Raw genomic sequence first — 16,270 nt, forward strand, 5'->3', positions numbered from 1 at the left:
CGGGCGCGGCCGGTCTCTGGTAGCGTCCCCTGCCGCAGACGACGACCCGAGGAGGTGAGACCCATTACCGCTGCATCCGGTTGGGCGCTCCCCTCCGTCAGGACGGCACGGTTCCACTGACCCAGGTGGCCGTCGGGGCGCCCACGAGGCATCCCCGAAAGGCGACAAACCTGTGCGTTCCACTCACGAACCGATCTCGGACGGCGTCTACCCGGGCTCCGACGGAGCCTCCCTCCACTACGACGAACCGCGCCCCCGCGACGGCGCCGAGGCGGGCCCACCGATCGTCGCGCTCGCCGGCGGCGCGGCCCTGCACCCCGACTACCTGGGCGAACTGGCCGGGATCGGCGCCGACCGACGCCTGATCGTGCCGCACCTGCGCGGCGTCGGCCGGTCCCCGCTGCCCGAGGCGGTCGAGCTGGCGTCGTACTGGCGGCAGGCCGAGGACATCGAGCGCCTGCGCGGACACCTCGGTCTCGACCGGGTGCTGCTGCTGGGCCACTCCGCCGGCACGCGGCTGGCGGTCAGCTACGCCGCGCGGTACCCGGAACGGCTCGCCGGCCTGGTGCTGGTGACGCCGCCGGCCGAGTACCTCGACGTGCCCTCCGACACCCCGGAGCTGATCGACCGGCGGCGCGGGGAACCGGCCTTCGACGCCGCCGTCGCCGCCTGGGAGGCCGGACCCGAGGTCCTCGACGACGCCGGGTTCAACGCCTGGCAGCAACGGGCCGCCCCGCTCGGCTACGCCGCCTGGGGTGCGCGGGAACGGGCCCACGCGGCCTCCTGGCGGTTCAGCTTCGCCGCGAACCGGGCGTACTTCAGCGTCGACCCGCCCGGGGACCTCGCGCAGCGCCTGGGCCGGGTCGCCGCCCCGGTCCTGGCCGTCGCGGGAGCCGAGGACTGCAGCGCCGGGGTGGCCCGGGTGAGCGCGCTCGCGCGGCTCTTCCCGGCGGGCCGGGCCGTGGTGATCGAGGGGTGCGGGCACTTCCCGTGGGTGGAACGGCCGGCGGAGTTCCGGCGGGTCGTGGACGGGTTCCTCCGCTCACTTGCCCTTGATTCCGAAAGCGAAACCTGATCGTATGATCGGGTGGAGCTTTCGAAACGGCATGCCGCGATCGTAGAGCGGCTTCGTGTGGCGGACCGGCTCGGCGTCGCCGAGCTGGCCGCCTGGATCGGTACCTCCGAGGTGACGATCCGCCGCGACCTGGAGCAGCTCGCCGCGCAGGGCCTGCTCCGGCGGGTCCGCGGCGGCGCGGTGAGCCTGCAGGCCCGGGGCGAGGGACCCCCGTTCGCGCTGCGGGAACGCGACGCCGCCGACGCCAAGCGCCGGATCGGGGCGGCCGTCGCCGACCTGATCGCCGAGGGCGAGGCGGTGGTCCTCGACAGCGGTACCACCACGCTGGAGGTGGCGCGGGCGCTCGCCGGGCGGCGGGTACGGGTCATGCCGCTCTCGCTCCCCGCCGCCGACGTGCTCGCCGCCCACCCGCCGACCCGGGTCATCCTCCCCGGCGGCGAGCTGCTCCCCGGCGAGCTGTCGGTCTCCGGCCCGCTCGCCGAGGCGGCCCTGCGCGCGCTGCGCTTCGACACCGCCGTGCTCGGCTGCTGCGGGGCCGCGGTCGAGCACGGCGTCACCGCGTACGACCTGCCCGACGCCGCCGTGAAGTCCGCCGCCATCGCCTCGGCGCGACGCGTCGTACTCGCCGCCGACGCCGCCAAGTTCGGCCGCACCGCGATGGCGCTGGTGGCGCCGTTCGAGCGGATCGACGTGGTGGTGACCGACGCCGGGCTGCCGGCGGAGGTCGGCGCCGCGCTCGACGAACTGGAGATCGAGGTGCACCGTGTCTGAGCCGCTCCCCGCCGGGCGGGTACGCACCGCCCGGGTCGCGGTCACCGCGATCTTCGCCCTGCACGGGGTCCTCTTCGCCTCCTGGACCGCGCACATCCCGCAGATCAAGGCGCACCTGGGACTCACCGACGGGACGCTCGGCCTGACCCTGCTCGGCGCGCCGGTCGGCTCGGTCACCGCCACCGTCCTCGCCGGACTGGTGCTGGCCCGCGCCGGCAGCCGTACCGTCGTCCGGGTCTGCCTGGTCGGCTACTGCCTGGCCGGCGCGCTGGTCGGCATCGCGGCGTCGGGACCGCAGTTGGGCGCCGCGCTCGCCTGCTGGGGCGCCTTCGCCGGCGTGCTCGACGTGGCCATGAACGCCCAGGGCATCGCCGTCGAGCGGCTGCGCCGCCGGCCCGTCATGTCCACCCTGCACGGCGCCTGGAGCGTGGGCGCGCTCGCCGGCGCCGGCATCGGCGCGGCCGGGGCCGCGCTGGGCGTACCGCTCACCCCGCAGGTGCTGTCGCTCGGCGTACCGCTGCTGGTGGCGGGGCTGCTCTTCACCCGCGGCTTCGTGGCCGACCCGCCGGCCGACCGGAACGAGCGGGCGGGCGGCCCCCGGGCCAGCCGCGCGCTGCTGGTGCTCGGCGGGATCGCGTTCGCCGGGCTGGTCTGCGAGGGGGCGGTGGCCGACTGGTCCAGCGTCTATCTGCGGGAGAGCCTGCACCTGGACGCCGGTACCGCCGGCCTCGGCTACGCGGCCTGCGCCGCCGCGATGGTCGCGGTACGCCTCTCGGGCGCCCGGTTGCAGGACCGGCTGGGTCCGGGCCGGCTGCTCTGGACCCTGTCGGTGCTGGCCGCCGCCGGGATGGCGGCCGGGCTGCTCACGGGCCACCCGGTCGTCGCGATCGTCGGCTTCGCCGCGCTCGGCGTCGGCGTCGCGCCGGTGATCCCGGTCGTCTTCAGCGCCGCCGGGAACCAGCCCGGGTTGGCCCCCGGCACGGCGGTGGCGACCGTCTCGGCCATCGGCTGGGCCGGGTTCATGTGCGGGCCGCCCGTGATCGGGTTCGTCGCCGACCGTACGTCGCAGCCGGTCGCGCTCGGCCTGCTGCCCGTACTGATGCTGCTGATCGCGGCGGCCTCGGTCCGCAACCGCGCCATCGAGCAGGCCCGGTACGACACCCCGGCCGCGACCCCCGACCCCGCCCCGACGCCCGCCTCGTCGATCTAGGGCAAATCCTCGTTAATGGATATCCATTAACGAGGATTTGCCCTAGATCGACGGCGCTGGTGTTCAGCCGGCTGGCGGGCGGAGGCGGTGCAGCCGGAGTGCGAGCTGGACCTCCAGGGCCCGCTCCGGCTTCTGCCAGTCCGGCCCGAGCAGCTGGGCCACCCGCTCCAACCGCTGGGTGACCGTGTTGACGTGCACGTGCAGCAGCTCGGCGGCGCGGGCCAGACTGCCACCCACCCCGAAGTACGCCTCCAGGGTCTTCACCAGCGCGGTGCCCCGGCGCGCGTCGTAGTCCACCACCGGGCCGACCGTGTCGGCGAGGAAGCGGGTCACGTCCCGGTCGCCCCGGTCGCCCACCGCGCCCAGCAGCAGCCCGACGAAGCCGAGCTCGGCCGTGCTCGCCCCCTCGCCCGCGCGCCCCAGCGCCGAGAGCGCCGTCAGGCACCGGTCGGCCTCCCGGAAGGCGGTCAGCAGCGCCGCCGGGTCGCTGGTCGGGCCACTGGCGCCCGCGGTCATCGGCCGCCCGGTCACCCGGGACAGGTCCCGGGCCACCGCGCGGGCCGCGCCGCCCGCGTCCTGGCCGGGCAGCATCAGCACCACCCGCCCGTCCCGCGCCGCGGCCAGCCCGCCCCGGGTCGAGGCGTACGTGTTCGCCCAGGACATCACCCGCTGCCGGGCCGAGCCGCTGCCCGCGACCGTCTCGTCGCCCACCGCCACCAGCACGTGCGGGGCGTCCAGGTCCACGCCGAGGCGCCGGGCCCGCCCGCGCAGCCCCTCCAGGTCGCGCACCGGCCGGGCGATCAGGTCGTCCAGCAGCTCACCGCGGACCCGCCCCTCGGCCTCGGCGACCGTGCGCCGGAAGAGCAGCAGCAGCGCGGTCACCAGCGCCGCCCGCTCCAGGATCCGCTGGTCGGCGTCGACCAGCTCCTCGTCGGGGTGCAGCACCAGCGCGCCCAGGTTCTCGGTGCCGGCGACCACCGCGGCGTACCAGAGGTCGCCCCGGCGGACGCTGCGCCCCTCCGTACGGCTGGCCGCCACCGCCTCGCCCAGCGCGGACCGCTCCGGCTCGGCGATCTCGCCCACCCGGGCCAGCAGCCGCCCCTGCGCGTCCAGCGCGAGCAGCGCCCCGCCGAGCACGTCCGTGACGGCCGAGGCGACGTCCTCCACCCCGCCGCCGCGCAGCACCAGCGCCGTCATCCGGTCGTGCGCGGCGGCGGCCCGCTCCACCGAGGCGCTGTGCGCCTGGATGGTGGTGTTGGCCGCGGAGAGCTCCTCCAGCGCCGACCGGGTCTCCGCCAGCAGGCGGGCCGTGTCGATCGCCACCGCCGCGTGCGCGGCCAGCGACACCAGCAGCGCGACCTCCTCCCGGGCGAACGGGCGGGCCGAGCGGTTCGCCGCGTAGAGCACCCCGATCACGCTCGGGCCGAGCCGCAGCGGCACCCCCAGGATCGCGACCAGCCCTTCCTCGCCGACCCCCGCGTCGATCTCCCCGGTGTGGTGGAAGCGCTCGTCCTCCGGGTAGTTCGCGGTCACGTACGGGGTGCCGGTCTGCGCCACCAGGCCGCCCAGCCCGGCGCCCATCGGCAGCCGCAGCCGCTGGAACCGCGCCGAGATCGACCCGTCGGTGACCCGCATGTAGGTGTCCCCGCGCGCGTCGTCGTTGAGCGTCATGTACGCCACGTCGGTACCGAGCAGGGTGCGCGCCCGGCGCACGATCGCCCGCAGCACCGCGTCCAGGTCCCGCAGGCCGGCCAGGTCGCTGGCGGTGTCGTACAGGCCGGAGAGTTCCACCTCGCGCTGACGGCGCCGCTCCAGCAGCCCGCGTACCCGCAGCGCCACCAGCTTCGCCTGCTCCAGCTCGGCGAGCCGCTCCGGGGCCAGGCCGGCGGCCCGGGCGGCGACGAGCGGACCCTCGAACTCCACGGCCGCGGCCTCCCGGGCCAGCAGCTCCAGGAACTCGATCGGTGAGGACATGAGGCCCATTGTGCGCGCGCCGATCTCTCAGCTGGCCGTCCAGCCCCCGTCCAGGGCGATCGACGTACCGGTGATGAAGGAGGCGGGCGGCGAGCAGAGGTACGCGACCAGCTCGGCCACCTCCGCCGGCTCGATCAGCCGCTTGATCGCGGCCCGGGCCAGCATGATCTTCTCCACCACCTCGTCCTCGGGGATGCCGTGGGTGGCGGCCTGGTCGGCGATCTGGCTCTCCACCAGGGCGGTACGCACGTACGCGGGGTTGATGCAGTTCGCGGTCACCCCGTGTTCGGCGCCCTCCAGCGCGACGACCTTGGAGAGCCCCTCCAGCGCGTGCTTCGCCGAGACGTAGGCGGCCTTGAACGGCGAGGCGCGTAGCCCGTGCACCGAGGAGATGTTGACGATCCGCCCCCAGCCCCGGGCGTACATGTGCGGCAGCGCCCGCCGGATCAGCTGGAACGGGGCGTCGACCATCACCCGGTGCAGGTAGGCGAAGCGCTCGGGCGGGAAGTCCGGCAGCGGCGCCACGTGTTGCAGGCCGGCGTTGTTGACCACGATGTCGACGTCGGCGTCGAGCCGCTCCACCGCGCCCGGCTCGGCCAGGTCCACCCCCTCGGCGTACCCGCCGATCTCGGCGGCGACCGCCCCGGCCGCCTCGGCGTTGCGGTCGACCACGCGCACCTTCGCGCCGGCCGCCGCGAGCCGGACCGCGCAGGCCCGGCCGATGCCGCTGGCACCGCCGGTCACCAGGGCGGTACGCCCCGACAGGTCGAGCCGGACGACGTGGAGTTCCGCCACATCCGGCCGCTGGGCGTCCGCCGGCCCGCGCTCGGGCGAGGGTTGTGCCGTCATGGCGCATGAAGTTACGAGCCGTACGGCGGGTCGCACATGGTCGCCGGACACATACTCGCCGCAGGGGGTATGTGGCGCCCGGTCCGCGCCGCGCCGTCGTCGGCCCGCCCCTCGCCGTCCGCCGGGCCGCCGTCGCCCGGGGCTGACGTCGGAGCTGGGGGCGTGTCGCCGTCGGCGGCCGGGCCGCTGGACAGTAAGGTGTCGAACACACGTACGTGCCGGCGGTGGTGGCGCGTGCGCCGGGGGAGGGGAGCGGGTTTGCGGGGCGCGGTGCGGGTGCTCGGCGTCGACCCGGGGTTGACCCGGTGCGGGGTGGGCGTGGTCGAGGGGATGCCCGGCCGGCAGTGCACGATGGTCGCCTACTACGTGGTCTACACCGACCCGGACGACGAACTGCCGCTGCGCCTGCTGCACCTGGACCGCATGCTGACCGAACTGGTCGCCAAGCACGAGCCGCAGAGCGTGGCCGTCGAGCGGGTGTTCAGCCAGCACAACGCGCGTACGGTGATGGGCACCGCGCAGGCCAGCGGGATCGCGGTGCTGGCGGGCGCGCGGGCCGGCCTGCCGGTGCAGACCTACACGCCGAGCGAGGTGAAGGCGGCGGTGACCGGTTCCGGTCAGGCGGACAAGAGCCAGGTGACCGCCATGGTGACCCGGTTGCTGCGGCTGGACGCCCCGCCGAAGCCGGCGGACGCGGCGGACGCGCTGGCGCTCGCCATCTGCCACATCTGGCGGGGCGGCACCCGGTCCAAGCTGGCCGCCGCGGCCGACCGGGCCCGGCGGGGAGGAGTGAGATGATCGCGCATGTGCGCGGCGTCGTCGCGGCGGTCTCGCCCGACGGCGCGGTGGTCGAGGTCGGCGGCGTCGGGCTGGCCGTGCAGTGCGCCCCGGGCACGCTGGCGAACCTACGGGTCGGCGAGCCGGCCCGGCTGGCCACCAGCCTGGTCGTGCGGGAGGACTCGCTGACCCTCTACGGCTTCGCCGACGACGACGAGCGGCACCTCTTCGAGCTGCTCCAGACGGCGAGCGGGGTCGGGCCGCGGCTGGCCCAGGCGGTGCTCGCCGTGCACAGCCCCGACGCGGTGCGCAAGGCGATCGCCAACGCCGACACGGCGGCGCTGACCCGGGTGCCGGGGATCGGCAAGAAGGGCGCCGAGCGACTCGTACTGGAACTGCGCGACCGGATCGGGCCGGTGCCGGTGGGTCCGGACGGCGCGGCCGGGACGACCGTGGGCGCCTGGCCGGAGCAGGTCCGCCAGGCACTCGTCGGGCTGGGCTGGACCGCCGCCCAGGCCGACCAGGCGGTGACGGCGGTGGCCGAGAGCGTCTCCGGCGGGGAGGTCCCGCCGGTACCGGTCCTGCTCAAGCAGGCGATCCGGCTGCTGGGTAGGACCCGGTGACCGACGACCCCGAGGGCCTGGTCTCGGCGTACGCCAGCGACGCCGAGCGCGACATCGAGGCGAGCGTACGGCCGAAGCGGCTGGCCGAGTTCATCGCCCAGCACCGGGTACGCGACCAGCTCGACCTGCTGCTCAAGGGCGCGATGCGCCGCGGCAGCCCGCCCGACCACATCCTCCTCTCCGGGCCGCCTGGCTTAGGTAAGACCACCCTGGCGAACATCGTGGCGGCGGAGCTGGGCTCGGGCATCCGGATCACCAGCGGCCCGGCGATCGAGCGCTCGGGGGACCTTGCGGCGATCCTGACCAGCCTGGCCGAGGGCGACGTGCTCTTCATCGACGAGATCCACCGGATCGCCAAGCCGGCCGAGGAGCTGCTCTACAGCGCGATGGAGGACTTCCGCGTCGACGTGGTGGTCGGCAAGGGGCCGGGCGCCACGGCGATCCCGCTGGACGTCGAGCCGTTCACGCTGGTGGGCGCGACCACCCGGTCCGGTCTGCTGACCGGTCCGATGCGGGACCGGTTCGGCTTCGTCGCGCACCTGGACTTTTACTCCCCGGCCGACCTGGAGTCGCTGCTGCAGCGCTCGGCGCGCATCCTCGGCGTCTCGATCACCGAGGACGGGGCGGTCGAGGTCGCCCGCCGGTCGCGCGGTACGCCCCGGATCGCCAACCGGCTGCTGCGCCGGGTCCGCGACTTCGCCGAGGTACGCGCCGACGGGGTGGTGACCGTGGAGATCGCGCGCGCCGCGCTGAAGGTCTACGACGTCGACGAGCTGGGCCTGGACCGGCTGGACCGGGCGGTGCTCATCGCGCTGGTGGACTCGTTCCGGGGCGGGCCGGTCGGGCTCTCCACGCTGGCCGTGGCGGTGGGGGAGCAGCCGGACACGGTGGAGGAGGTCTGCGAGCCGTTCCTGGTCCGGGCCGGGCTGCTGGCCCGTACGCCGCGGGGGCGGGTCGCCACCGAGGCCGCCTGGCACCATCTGGGGCGTACGCCCCCGAACGGCACCTTCGGCGCGCCGAGTTCCGGGCTGCCCGATCTCTTCTCAGGGCAGCCGGGATCCTCGTAATCTGTTCGTGATCCCGGCCACTGTTCGGTGTTCTCAGACATAGGGACTAGAATCGCCGCCGAACTGTACAGCACGTGAGATCACGCCTCCGCTCCGGTGGTATCGGTGTGGCGGATGCCAATGGGAAGGTAATAAACGGTGCTAATCGCAGCACAGAACAGCGGTGGCGGAGCGGGTAGTTTCGTGCCGATCCTCATGATTGTTCTGCTCTTCGGAGTTATGTACTTCATGATGATCCGACCGCAGCAGCGGCGTCGCCGCGAGGCCGAGCAGATGCAGTCCTCCATCGGCCCCGGCGACGAGGTCGTCACCATCGGCGGGCTCTACGGCACGGTCACCAGCGTCGACGACGAGACGGTGATGCTGGAGGTGGCCCCGGGCGTGCAGACCCGGTACGCCCGCCCCGCGATCGCGCGCGTCGTGACCAAGGTGCCGGCCGCCGAGACGATCCCGGACGAGGCCGAAGTCAAGGAGTGAGGCCCGCGCCGGCGTCCCCGGGGCGGTATTGGTATCGAAGCTAGTGGATAGTCGTGCCGGCGTGACCCACGCCGGTGCGTCGCGCGTGTCGCCGGACAGGCCGGCGTCCGATCAGACAGCCGCCCATCAGCGGCCGAACCGTGCAGGGAGACTGGACAGCCGTGGCACCACCTCAGGGACAGATGCACCCCGGGCGGCAACTGGCCGTACTCGGGTTCATCTTCGTTGTCCTTTACCTCTTGGTCTTCTTCGCCGGCGCCAGCGGGGGCTGGCAGGAGCGGTTGCACCCGAAGCTGGGTCTGGACCTCATCGGCGGCACCCGCGTGACGCTGAAGGCGAGCACCCTCAACGGCCAGCCGCCGACCTCGCAGAACCTGGAGGAGGCCCGCCGCATCATCGAGGACCGGGTCAACGCGCGTGGCGTCTCCGAGGCCGAGGTGGTGACCGAGGGCAACCAGAACATCGTCGTCTCCGTGCCGGGTCAGAACCGCAACCTCGACGACATCGGTAACGCCGCCGAGCTGCGTTTCCGCAAGGTCCTCAAGGTCACCGACGGCAGCGGTGCCGCGGCCGCGCCGGCCCCGTCGGCCAGCGCGTCGGGCAGCCCGGCCCCGTCCGGCAGCGCCGTGCCCTCCGGCAGCCCCGCCCCGGGCGGAGCGGCCGTCTCGTCCAGCCCGAACGCGGGCGGCCAGGGCGGCGGCGCCCCGGCCCCGAGCACGTCGGCGAGCGCGGGTGCCCCGTCGCCGAACGGCTCGCCCGCGCCGAGCGCCTCGGCCTCGCCGGCCCCGTCCGGCTCGCCCGCCCCGGCGACCGACCTGACGCTGGAGCAGCAGCGGGCCGCCGTGCAGCAGAAGGTGGGCGCCGCGGCCTGGCAGGCGGCGAGCGCGCTGCAGGCGCCGGCCGACTTCTCCCAGGACCCGACGCTGGCCGACAAGCTCAAGCCGTTCGGCGAGCTGTCGGGGCGCGAGGTCTGGGCGCTGACGCCGGAGATGCAGTTCAACGTACCGACGATCACCTGCAAGCAGCTCGACAGCCGCCCGCCGGCCTCGATCCGGGACGAGAAGCAGAAGGTCGTCTCCTGCGAGTCGGGCGTGCAGAAGGAGTTCCTCGACGTCGCCAAGGTGCTCGGTACCGACGTCAAGGACGCCAGCGGGGTGCTGGAGCAGCAGACCAGCCAGTGGGTGGTCAGCCTCGAGTTCACCGGCAGCGGCCAGGAGAAGTGGACCAACCTGACCCGCGAGGCGTTCAACAACGACGGCCAGGCGTGCGACCAGACCGCCCTCGGTGACCAGGGCAAGTGCCGGGTCGCGGTGGTGCTGGACAACAAGGTGATCTCCTCGCCGGAGATCCAGGGCGTACTCACCGGCAACTCGCAGATCAGCGGCAGCTTCGACAGCAAGAGCGCCAACGAGCTGGCCGGCCAGCTGCGGTTCGGTGCGCTGCCGGTGACCTTCGAGCCGCAGGAGCAGCAGACGGTCAGCGCGACGCTCGGTTCGGCGTACCTCAAGGCGGGTCTGCTCGCCGCGGGCATCGGCATGCTGCTGGTCGCGATCTACGCGTTCTTCTACTACCGCCTGCTCGGCACGGTGATCTTCCTGAGCCTGGTGCTCTCGGGCGTGCTGGTCTTCGGCGCGCTGGTGCTGCTCGGCCGGCAGATCGACTTCACCCTGACCCTGGCCGGTATAGCCGGTTTCATCGTGTCACTGGGTGTGGCGGCGGACTCGTTCGTCATCTACTTCGAACGGCTCAAGGACGAGATCCGCGAGGGTCGCAGCCCGCGCAGCGCGGTACCGCGGGCCTGGGCCCGGGCCCGCCGTACGATCATCTCGGCCAACGCGATCTCGCTCATGGCCGCGGTGGTGCTCTACATCGTCTCGGTCGGCACGGTGAAGGGCTTCGCCTTCGCGCTGGGCCTGGCCACGGTGCTCGACCTGGTCGTGGTCTTCCTCTTCCGGCACCCGATCATGACCATGTTCGCCAACACGCGGGCGTTCCTGTCGCCGCGCGTGAGCGGACTGGGTCGGGTGCTGGACCGGGCCGAGCCGGATTCGGCCAAGCCCGGCAACCCGCGCGTGAAGGAGGCCTAGCATGAGCGGGCCCAGCGAGCGAATCATCAGGCCCAGTGCCCCGGCCCGCCCGGCCGGCGCGGAACAGAACGAGGTATCGGCATGAGCGGGCGCGGTGGTCTGGCCCATCGTCTCTACCAGGGCGAGGCCGGTCTCAACATCATCGGCCGCCGCAAGGTCTGGTTCACGGTCGCCGCGGTGGGGATCCTGATCGCGATCCTCAGCATGGGGATCCGTCAGTTCAGCCTCGGCATCGAGTTCAGCGGCGGTAACTCGTTCCAGGTGCCGGCGAGCGTCGGCACGCTGCAGCAGACCGAGGACGAGGTCGCCAACGCGCTCGGCAAGCTCGGCCCGACCGAGCACGTGGTCTCGACCCAGCGGATCGGTGGCACCAGCACCGTCTACGAGGTCCGCACCACGGACCTCAGCCCCGAGCAGGCCACCCAGGTGCAGAACGACCTGGCGACGCACTTCAAGATCCCGGCGGAGCAGATCAGCGCCAACCGGGTGAGCGCCGCCTGGGGCGGGCAGGTCACCGAGCGGGCCATCCTGTCGCTGGTGATCTTCATCGTCCTGGTGGCGATCTACCTGATTCTGCGGTTCGAGTGGCGGATGGCGGTCGGCGCCGTCTCCTCGCTCTTCCTCAACCTGATCCTCACGGCCGGCATCTACTCGCTGGTGGGCTTCGAGGTCACCCCGTCGACCGTGATCGGCTTCCTGACGATCCTCGGTTTCGCGCTCTACGACGTCGTCGTCGTCTTCGACAAGGTGCAGGAGAACACCAGGTCGATCACGGCGAGCAGCACCCAGACGTACGCCGAGGCGGCGAACCTGGCGATCAACCAGACGCTGATGCGGTCGATCAACACCGGTCTGGTGGCGCTGCTGCCGGTCGGCGGCCTGCTCTTCATCGGGGCCGGCCTGCTCGGCGCCGGCACGCTGAAGGACCTGGGCCTGGTGCTCTTCGTCGGTATGGCCATCGCGGTCTACTCGTCGATCTTCTTCGCCACCCCCGTGCTGGTGACGCTGAAGGACTACGAGCCGCGGATCCAGGCACACACCCGGCGGGTGCTCGGCCGGCGCTCCGCCGTCGCCCGCGGCGAGGTCACCCCGAAGGGTGCCCGCGCCCCGCGACCGGCGGAGGAGGCCGAGGTGGATCCCGAGGCGGCGGCCCTGGCCGGCGCGGCGCCGAAGGTCGGCGCCCGGCCGACCGGCAAGCGCCCGACCGGTGCCCGCGGCGGACGTCCGGGCGGCGGCAACCGTTCCGGCGGCGGCGCCAAGCGGCGCTGAACCGGCCGGGCGGGGCGTGACCCCGCCGACCGGACCCGAGTGGCAAGGTAGCGTCCCGCATGCCGTACAACGGCATGCGGGACGCTTCGTGTCGGTGAGGGGAAATCAGGTGACGGAGACGCAGACAGGGGTACGGGGAGACAGCGGCCCGGCAACCGCCCAGCTGGTGGCGAGCCGGGTGCTGGATGTGCCCGACTTCCCCAAGCCCGGGGTGGTGTTCAAGGACCTGATGCCGCTCTTCGCGGACGGGCCGGTCTTCCGCGAGGTGATCGACGGGATCGTGGCGCACCACGGGCGGGACTCCTTCGACGTGGTCGTCGGGATCGAGGCGCGCGGATTCGTGATCGCCGCCGCCATCGCGTACGCCACCGGGATCGGCGTCGTACCGGTGCGCAAGGCCGGCAAGCTGCCCCGGGCCGCGTACTCCGCCTCCTACGCCCTGGAGTACGGCGAGGCGACGCTCGAGGTGCACCAGGACGCGTTCACGGCCGGCCACCGGGTGCTGGTGGTCGACGACGTGCTCGCCACCGGCGGTACGGCCGAGGCGACGCTGGAGCTGGTCGAGCGGGCCGGCGGGGTGGTGGCGGGCTTCACCGTCCTGCTGGAGCTGTCGTTCCTGGGCGGGCGGGAGCGGCTGGCGCCCCGGGAGGTGCACGCGCTGCTGACCGTCTAGGCCGTGCGTGGTTGCGCTTTCGGTGGGTGGTTGCGCTTTTGGGTGGGGGCCCGCCATGCCCGGCGAATCCCGTCAGGCTTGATGTCTTCGCCGGGCACGGCGGGCCCCACCTTCCCGCCGGTCCCGGGTGGTCGCGTCCGTGCCCGGGCCGCACACCGGGTCGGCCCCTGGGGGGATGATCAGAGGGGAGCGGTGGTCGTCCGGGGGCGTCCTGCTCCGCGTGGCGCCGTCCCGAGCCGGTTGGTCCGGTATCGGGCCTGGCATCGGGTTTTGGGTCGGGGCGGGGCGTTCGCCCGAACGGGTGGGCGGGTCGGAAGAGGTAATCGGGTGGCCGTGGCGGGTAGCATTGCCTTTTTCGTACCGGGGGCGACGGTGCCCGCCGGTAGCGAAGGACAGGCTCGGCAGGCTACGGTCGGCTTGTCTTCGGCGAGGTGTGAGGAGGCCGGTGTCCCACGATGTCGTCCCTCCGGTGGAGGGCACGGTGCACCCGACTGGCGAGGCTGAGGCCGCTGTGAACGGCTCGACCCCCCACGACGCGGCGCCCCTGCCGGCCGCCGACGTTCCGGCCGCCACGGGCGGCCCGGACCGGGACCACGCGACCCGCCCCACCGAGCCGGACCGGGCCACCCAACCGAACGGGACGGCGGGGACGGACGTGCCCGCCGCGACGAGTGGTTCCGTGGCCGCCGGCACCCCGTCCGCGAACGCGTCGCCCGCGCCGGCCCGCCCGGCCGGCGGTACCGGTTCGAGCGGCGGGACCGCCGGCGCCGCGACCCGTGGTGCCGACGGGCAGTTGCTCTCCGGTGTCGTGGTGCCGTTCCCGGGGCCCAGCCGCACCGCACCCGACGAGCCCGGCCCGGTCGCCACCGGCTTCGCCCTGGCCAGCGCCCCGACCGGCCGGCGGGTCCGCGCCCGGCTGGCGCGGTTCAACGCGCCCTGGCAGACCTCCCAGGTCAGCGAGGTGCTCGAACCGCTCATCGCCACCCACCGCGCGGCGCACCCCAAGGCCGACGCCCGGCTGTTGCAGCGCGCCTTCGACGTGGCCGCCCGCTGGCACTCCGGGCAGTACCGCAAGTCCGGCGACCCGTACATCACGCACCCGTTGGCGGTGGCGACCATCCTGGCCAACCTCGGGATGGACACCACCACGCTGGTGGCGGCGCTGCTGCACGACACGATCGAGGACACCGACTACGGCCTCGACCAGATGCGCACCGACTTCGGCGGCGAGGTCGCGCTGCTGGTGGACGGGGTCACCAAGCTCGACAAGGTGAAGCTCGGCGACGCGGCGAAGGCCGAGACGATCCGCAAGATGGTCGTCGCGATGGCGAAGGACCCGCGGGTACTGGTCATCAAGCTGGCCGACCGGCTGCACAACATGCGTACCCTGACCTTCCTGCCGCCGGCGAAGCGCGAGCAGAAGGCCAAGGAGACCCTGGAGATCCTGGCGCCGCTGGCCCACCGGCTGGGTATGAACACGATCAAGTGGGAGCTGGAGGACCTCGCGTTCGCGAACCTCTTCCCCAAGCGGTTCGAGGAGATCAACCGGCTGATCGGTGAGCACCAGCCGCAGCGCGAGGCGCTGCTGCGGCAGGTCACCCAGAAGGTGCAGGTCGACCTCAAGGCCGCCAAGATCCGGGCGGAGGTGACCGGGCGGCCGAAGCACCTCTACTCGATCTACCAGAAGATGATCGTCCGGGGCCGGGACTTCAACGACATCTACGACCTGGTCGGGGTGCGGATCCTGGTCGACACGGTGCGGGACTGCTACGCGGCGCTGGGCGTGATCCACGCGAACTGGCAGCCGGTCCCGGGCCGGTTCAAGGACTACATCGCGATGCCCAAGTTCAACATGTACCAGTCGTTGCACACGACGGTCATCGGGCCCAGCGGCAAGCCGGTCGAGATGCAGATCCGCACGTACGCGATGCACCGTACGGCCGAGTTCGGCATCGCCGCGCACTGGAAGTACAAGGAGCACAAGGGCACCCAGATCGTGGGCCCGCCGGCGCACATCGACGAGATGACCTGGCTGCGGCAGCTGCTGGACTGGCAGCGGGAGGCGAGCGACCCGAGCGAGTTCCTGGACGCGCTGCGGTTCGACCTGTCCAGCCAGGAGGTCTACGTCTTCACGCCGAAGGGCGACGTGATCCCGCTGCCGACGGGTTCGACGCCGGTGGACTTCGCGTACGCGGTGCACACCGAGGTCGGGCACAAGTGCATCGGGGCACGGGTCAACGGCAAGCTGGTGCCGTTGGAGTCGACGCTGTCGAACGGCGACGTGATCGAGATCTTCACGTCGAAGTCCGACACGGCCGGGCCGAGCCAGGACTGGCTGGGCTTCGTGAAGAGCCCGCGGGCGCGTACGAAGATCCGGCAGTACTTCAACAAGGAGCGCCGCGAGGAGGCGATCGAGGCAGGCAAGGACGCGATCGTCAAGGCGATGCGCAAGCAGGGCATGCCGTTGCAGCGGATGCTCAGCTCGGACAACCTGATGACGATCGCCCGGGACCTGCACCTGGCCGACGTGGCGTCGCTGTACGCGGCGGTCGGCGACAGCCAGGTCTCGGCCCAGTCGGTGGTCCAGCGGCTGATGGCCGGCTACGGGGGCGAGGAGGGCGCGGCCGAGGACATCGCGGAGACCGCGGTGGCCACCCGTCCGCCGCGGTCCCGGGGCACCAGCCACGACCCGGGCGTGGTGGTACGCGGGGTCAGCGACGTCTGGATCAAGTTGGCCCGCTGCTGCACGCCGGTACCGCCGGACGCGGTCTTCGGCTTCGTCACTCGTTCCGGCGGGGTGAGCGTGCACCGCGACGACTGCGCCAACGCCGAGGACCTGAAGGTGCAGGTCGAGCGGATCGTCGAGGTCAGCTGGAAGCTCACCTCGGCCTCGACGTTCCTGGTGGCGATCCAGGTCGAGGCGCTGGACCGGCACAAGCTGCTCGCCGACGTCACCCGGGTGCTCTCCGACGAGCGGGTCAACATCCTCTCGGCCACGGTCACCACGACCCGGGACCGGGTGGCGGTGAGCCGGTTCAGCTTCGAGATGGCGGACCCGAAGCACCTGGGTCACCTGCTGGCCGCCGTACGCAAGGTCGACGGGGTCTTCGACGCCTACCGCGTCACCTCCGGCGCCTGACGAACGGAAGGCCCCGCACCCCGCCACACCGCCCCGAGGCGAGCCGCGATCCGATCGCTGCTGCCACCACATCGGGACGCGGACGACGCGCGCGCCGCAGGGCCCACGCCGTGCGGCGCGCGGTACGTACCGGCGGAGAAGGCCCGGGTCCGCACGGACGGCGACCACCGACGGGTTGGGGGGGGGGGGGGGCCCCGGCAGCGAATCAAAGATAGGCGCTGGAGCGGTCACGGCGGCCCCCCCCCCCCCCCCCCCCCCCCCCCCCCAACACTACGCGGC

Annotated in this window: 13 protein-coding genes; 11 read left to right on the top strand and 2 right to left on the bottom strand. The window is 73.1% G+C overall.

Going from position 1 to position 16,270, the window contains the following annotated elements; genetic code table 11:
- Positions 1–172: 172 nt before the first annotated feature.
- Genes AB0J86_RS16740 through AB0J86_RS16750 form a run of 3 tightly spaced genes read left to right on the top strand, consistent with a single transcriptional unit; the run spans position 173 to position 3,056 of the window.
- Positions 173–1,075 (top strand): alpha/beta hydrolase, encoded by a 903-nt coding sequence (locus tag AB0J86_RS16740; RefSeq protein ID WP_363857890.1) that lies wholly within the window; start codon positions 173–175, stop codon positions 1,073–1,075.
- A gap of 12 nt (positions 1,076–1,087) precedes the next feature.
- Positions 1,088–1,846, top strand: coding sequence for a DeoR/GlpR family DNA-binding transcription regulator (locus AB0J86_RS16745; protein ID WP_363857891.1), 759 nt, complete (start codon positions 1,088–1,090; stop codon positions 1,844–1,846).
- Complete coding sequence (locus AB0J86_RS16750; protein ID WP_363857893.1) at positions 1,839–3,056, top strand: MFS transporter; 1,218 nt, start codon at positions 1,839–1,841, stop codon at positions 3,054–3,056. Before AB0J86_RS16745 ends, AB0J86_RS16750 begins: the two co-directional genes overlap by 8 nt.
- Before the next feature lie 63 nt (positions 3,057–3,119).
- Here the strand turns inward: AB0J86_RS16750 and AB0J86_RS16755 are convergent, their stop codons facing one another.
- Complete coding sequence (locus AB0J86_RS16755) at positions 3,120–5,039, bottom strand: helix-turn-helix domain-containing protein (RefSeq protein WP_363857895.1); 1,920 nt, start codon at positions 5,037–5,039, stop codon at positions 3,120–3,122.
- An 18-nt stretch (positions 5,040–5,057) separates the two neighbouring features.
- Positions 5,058–5,879: a 3-hydroxybutyrate dehydrogenase gene (locus AB0J86_RS16760; RefSeq protein WP_363857897.1), complete on the bottom strand. Its 822-nt coding sequence runs from the start codon at positions 5,877–5,879 to the stop codon at positions 5,058–5,060.
- A 270-nt stretch (positions 5,880–6,149) separates the two neighbouring features.
- Here AB0J86_RS16760 and ruvC point away from each other — a divergent pair, with 270 nt between their 5' ends.
- From ruvC to AB0J86_RS16800, 8 genes are all read left to right on the top strand, one after another.
- A complete protein-coding gene (gene ruvC, locus AB0J86_RS16765) occupies positions 6,150–6,677 on the top strand; it encodes a crossover junction endodeoxyribonuclease RuvC (protein ID WP_363858024.1) in 528 nt (175 codons plus the stop codon).
- Entirely contained in the window at positions 6,674–7,279 is a 606-nt protein-coding gene (gene ruvA, locus AB0J86_RS16770; RefSeq protein WP_363857899.1) for a Holliday junction branch migration protein RuvA, read from the top strand. Before ruvC ends, ruvA begins: the two co-directional genes overlap by 4 nt.
- Positions 7,276–8,346, top strand: a complete 1,071-nt coding sequence (gene ruvB / locus AB0J86_RS16775; protein WP_363857901.1) for a Holliday junction branch migration DNA helicase RuvB — start codon at positions 7,276–7,278, stop codon at positions 8,344–8,346. The genes ruvA and ruvB overlap by 4 nt, the downstream gene beginning before the upstream one ends.
- Positions 8,347–8,484: 138 nt before the next feature.
- Positions 8,485–8,823, top strand: coding sequence for a preprotein translocase subunit YajC (gene yajC, locus AB0J86_RS16780; RefSeq protein WP_363857903.1), 339 nt, complete (start codon positions 8,485–8,487; stop codon positions 8,821–8,823).
- A 161-nt stretch (positions 8,824–8,984) separates the two neighbouring features.
- Positions 8,985–10,910: a protein translocase subunit SecD gene (secD, locus tag AB0J86_RS16785; RefSeq protein WP_363857905.1), complete on the top strand. Its 1,926-nt coding sequence runs from the start codon at positions 8,985–8,987 to the stop codon at positions 10,908–10,910.
- Positions 10,911–10,991: 81 nt separating this feature from the next.
- Entirely contained in the window at positions 10,992–12,179 is a 1,188-nt protein-coding gene (gene secF / locus AB0J86_RS16790; protein WP_363857907.1) for a protein translocase subunit SecF, read from the top strand.
- 109 nt (positions 12,180–12,288) lie between these two features.
- On the top strand, positions 12,289–12,852 hold the full coding sequence (locus tag AB0J86_RS16795; protein ID WP_363857909.1) for an adenine phosphoribosyltransferase: 564 nt from the start codon (positions 12,289–12,291) through the stop codon (positions 12,850–12,852).
- A gap of 679 nt (positions 12,853–13,531) precedes the next feature.
- Positions 13,532–15,991, top strand: coding sequence for a bifunctional (p)ppGpp synthetase/guanosine-3',5'-bis(diphosphate) 3'-pyrophosphohydrolase (locus AB0J86_RS16800; protein WP_363858026.1), 2,460 nt, complete (start codon positions 13,532–13,534; stop codon positions 15,989–15,991).
- The last annotated feature ends 279 nt before the right edge of the window (positions 15,992–16,270 follow it).

The organism is Micromonospora sp. NPDC049559, assembly GCF_040676675.1.
In the GTDB taxonomy this organism is placed as follows: Bacteria; Actinomycetota; Actinomycetes; order Mycobacteriales; family Micromonosporaceae; genus JBFAPK01.

Coding starts and splice junctions, on each gene's coding strand:
- AB0J86_RS16755 (WP_363857895.1), bottom strand. CDS start 5,039: ATGGGCCTCATGTCCTCACCGATCGAGTTCCTGGAGCTGCTGGCCCGG.
- AB0J86_RS16760 (WP_363857897.1), bottom strand. CDS start 5,879: ATGACGGCACAACCCTCGCCCGAGCGCGGGCCGGCGGACGCCCAGCGG.
- ruvA (WP_363857899.1), top strand. CDS start 6,674: ATGATCGCGCATGTGCGCGGCGTCGTCGCGGCGGTCTCGCCCGACGGC.
- secF (WP_363857907.1), top strand. CDS start 10,992: ATGAGCGGGCGCGGTGGTCTGGCCCATCGTCTCTACCAGGGCGAGGCC.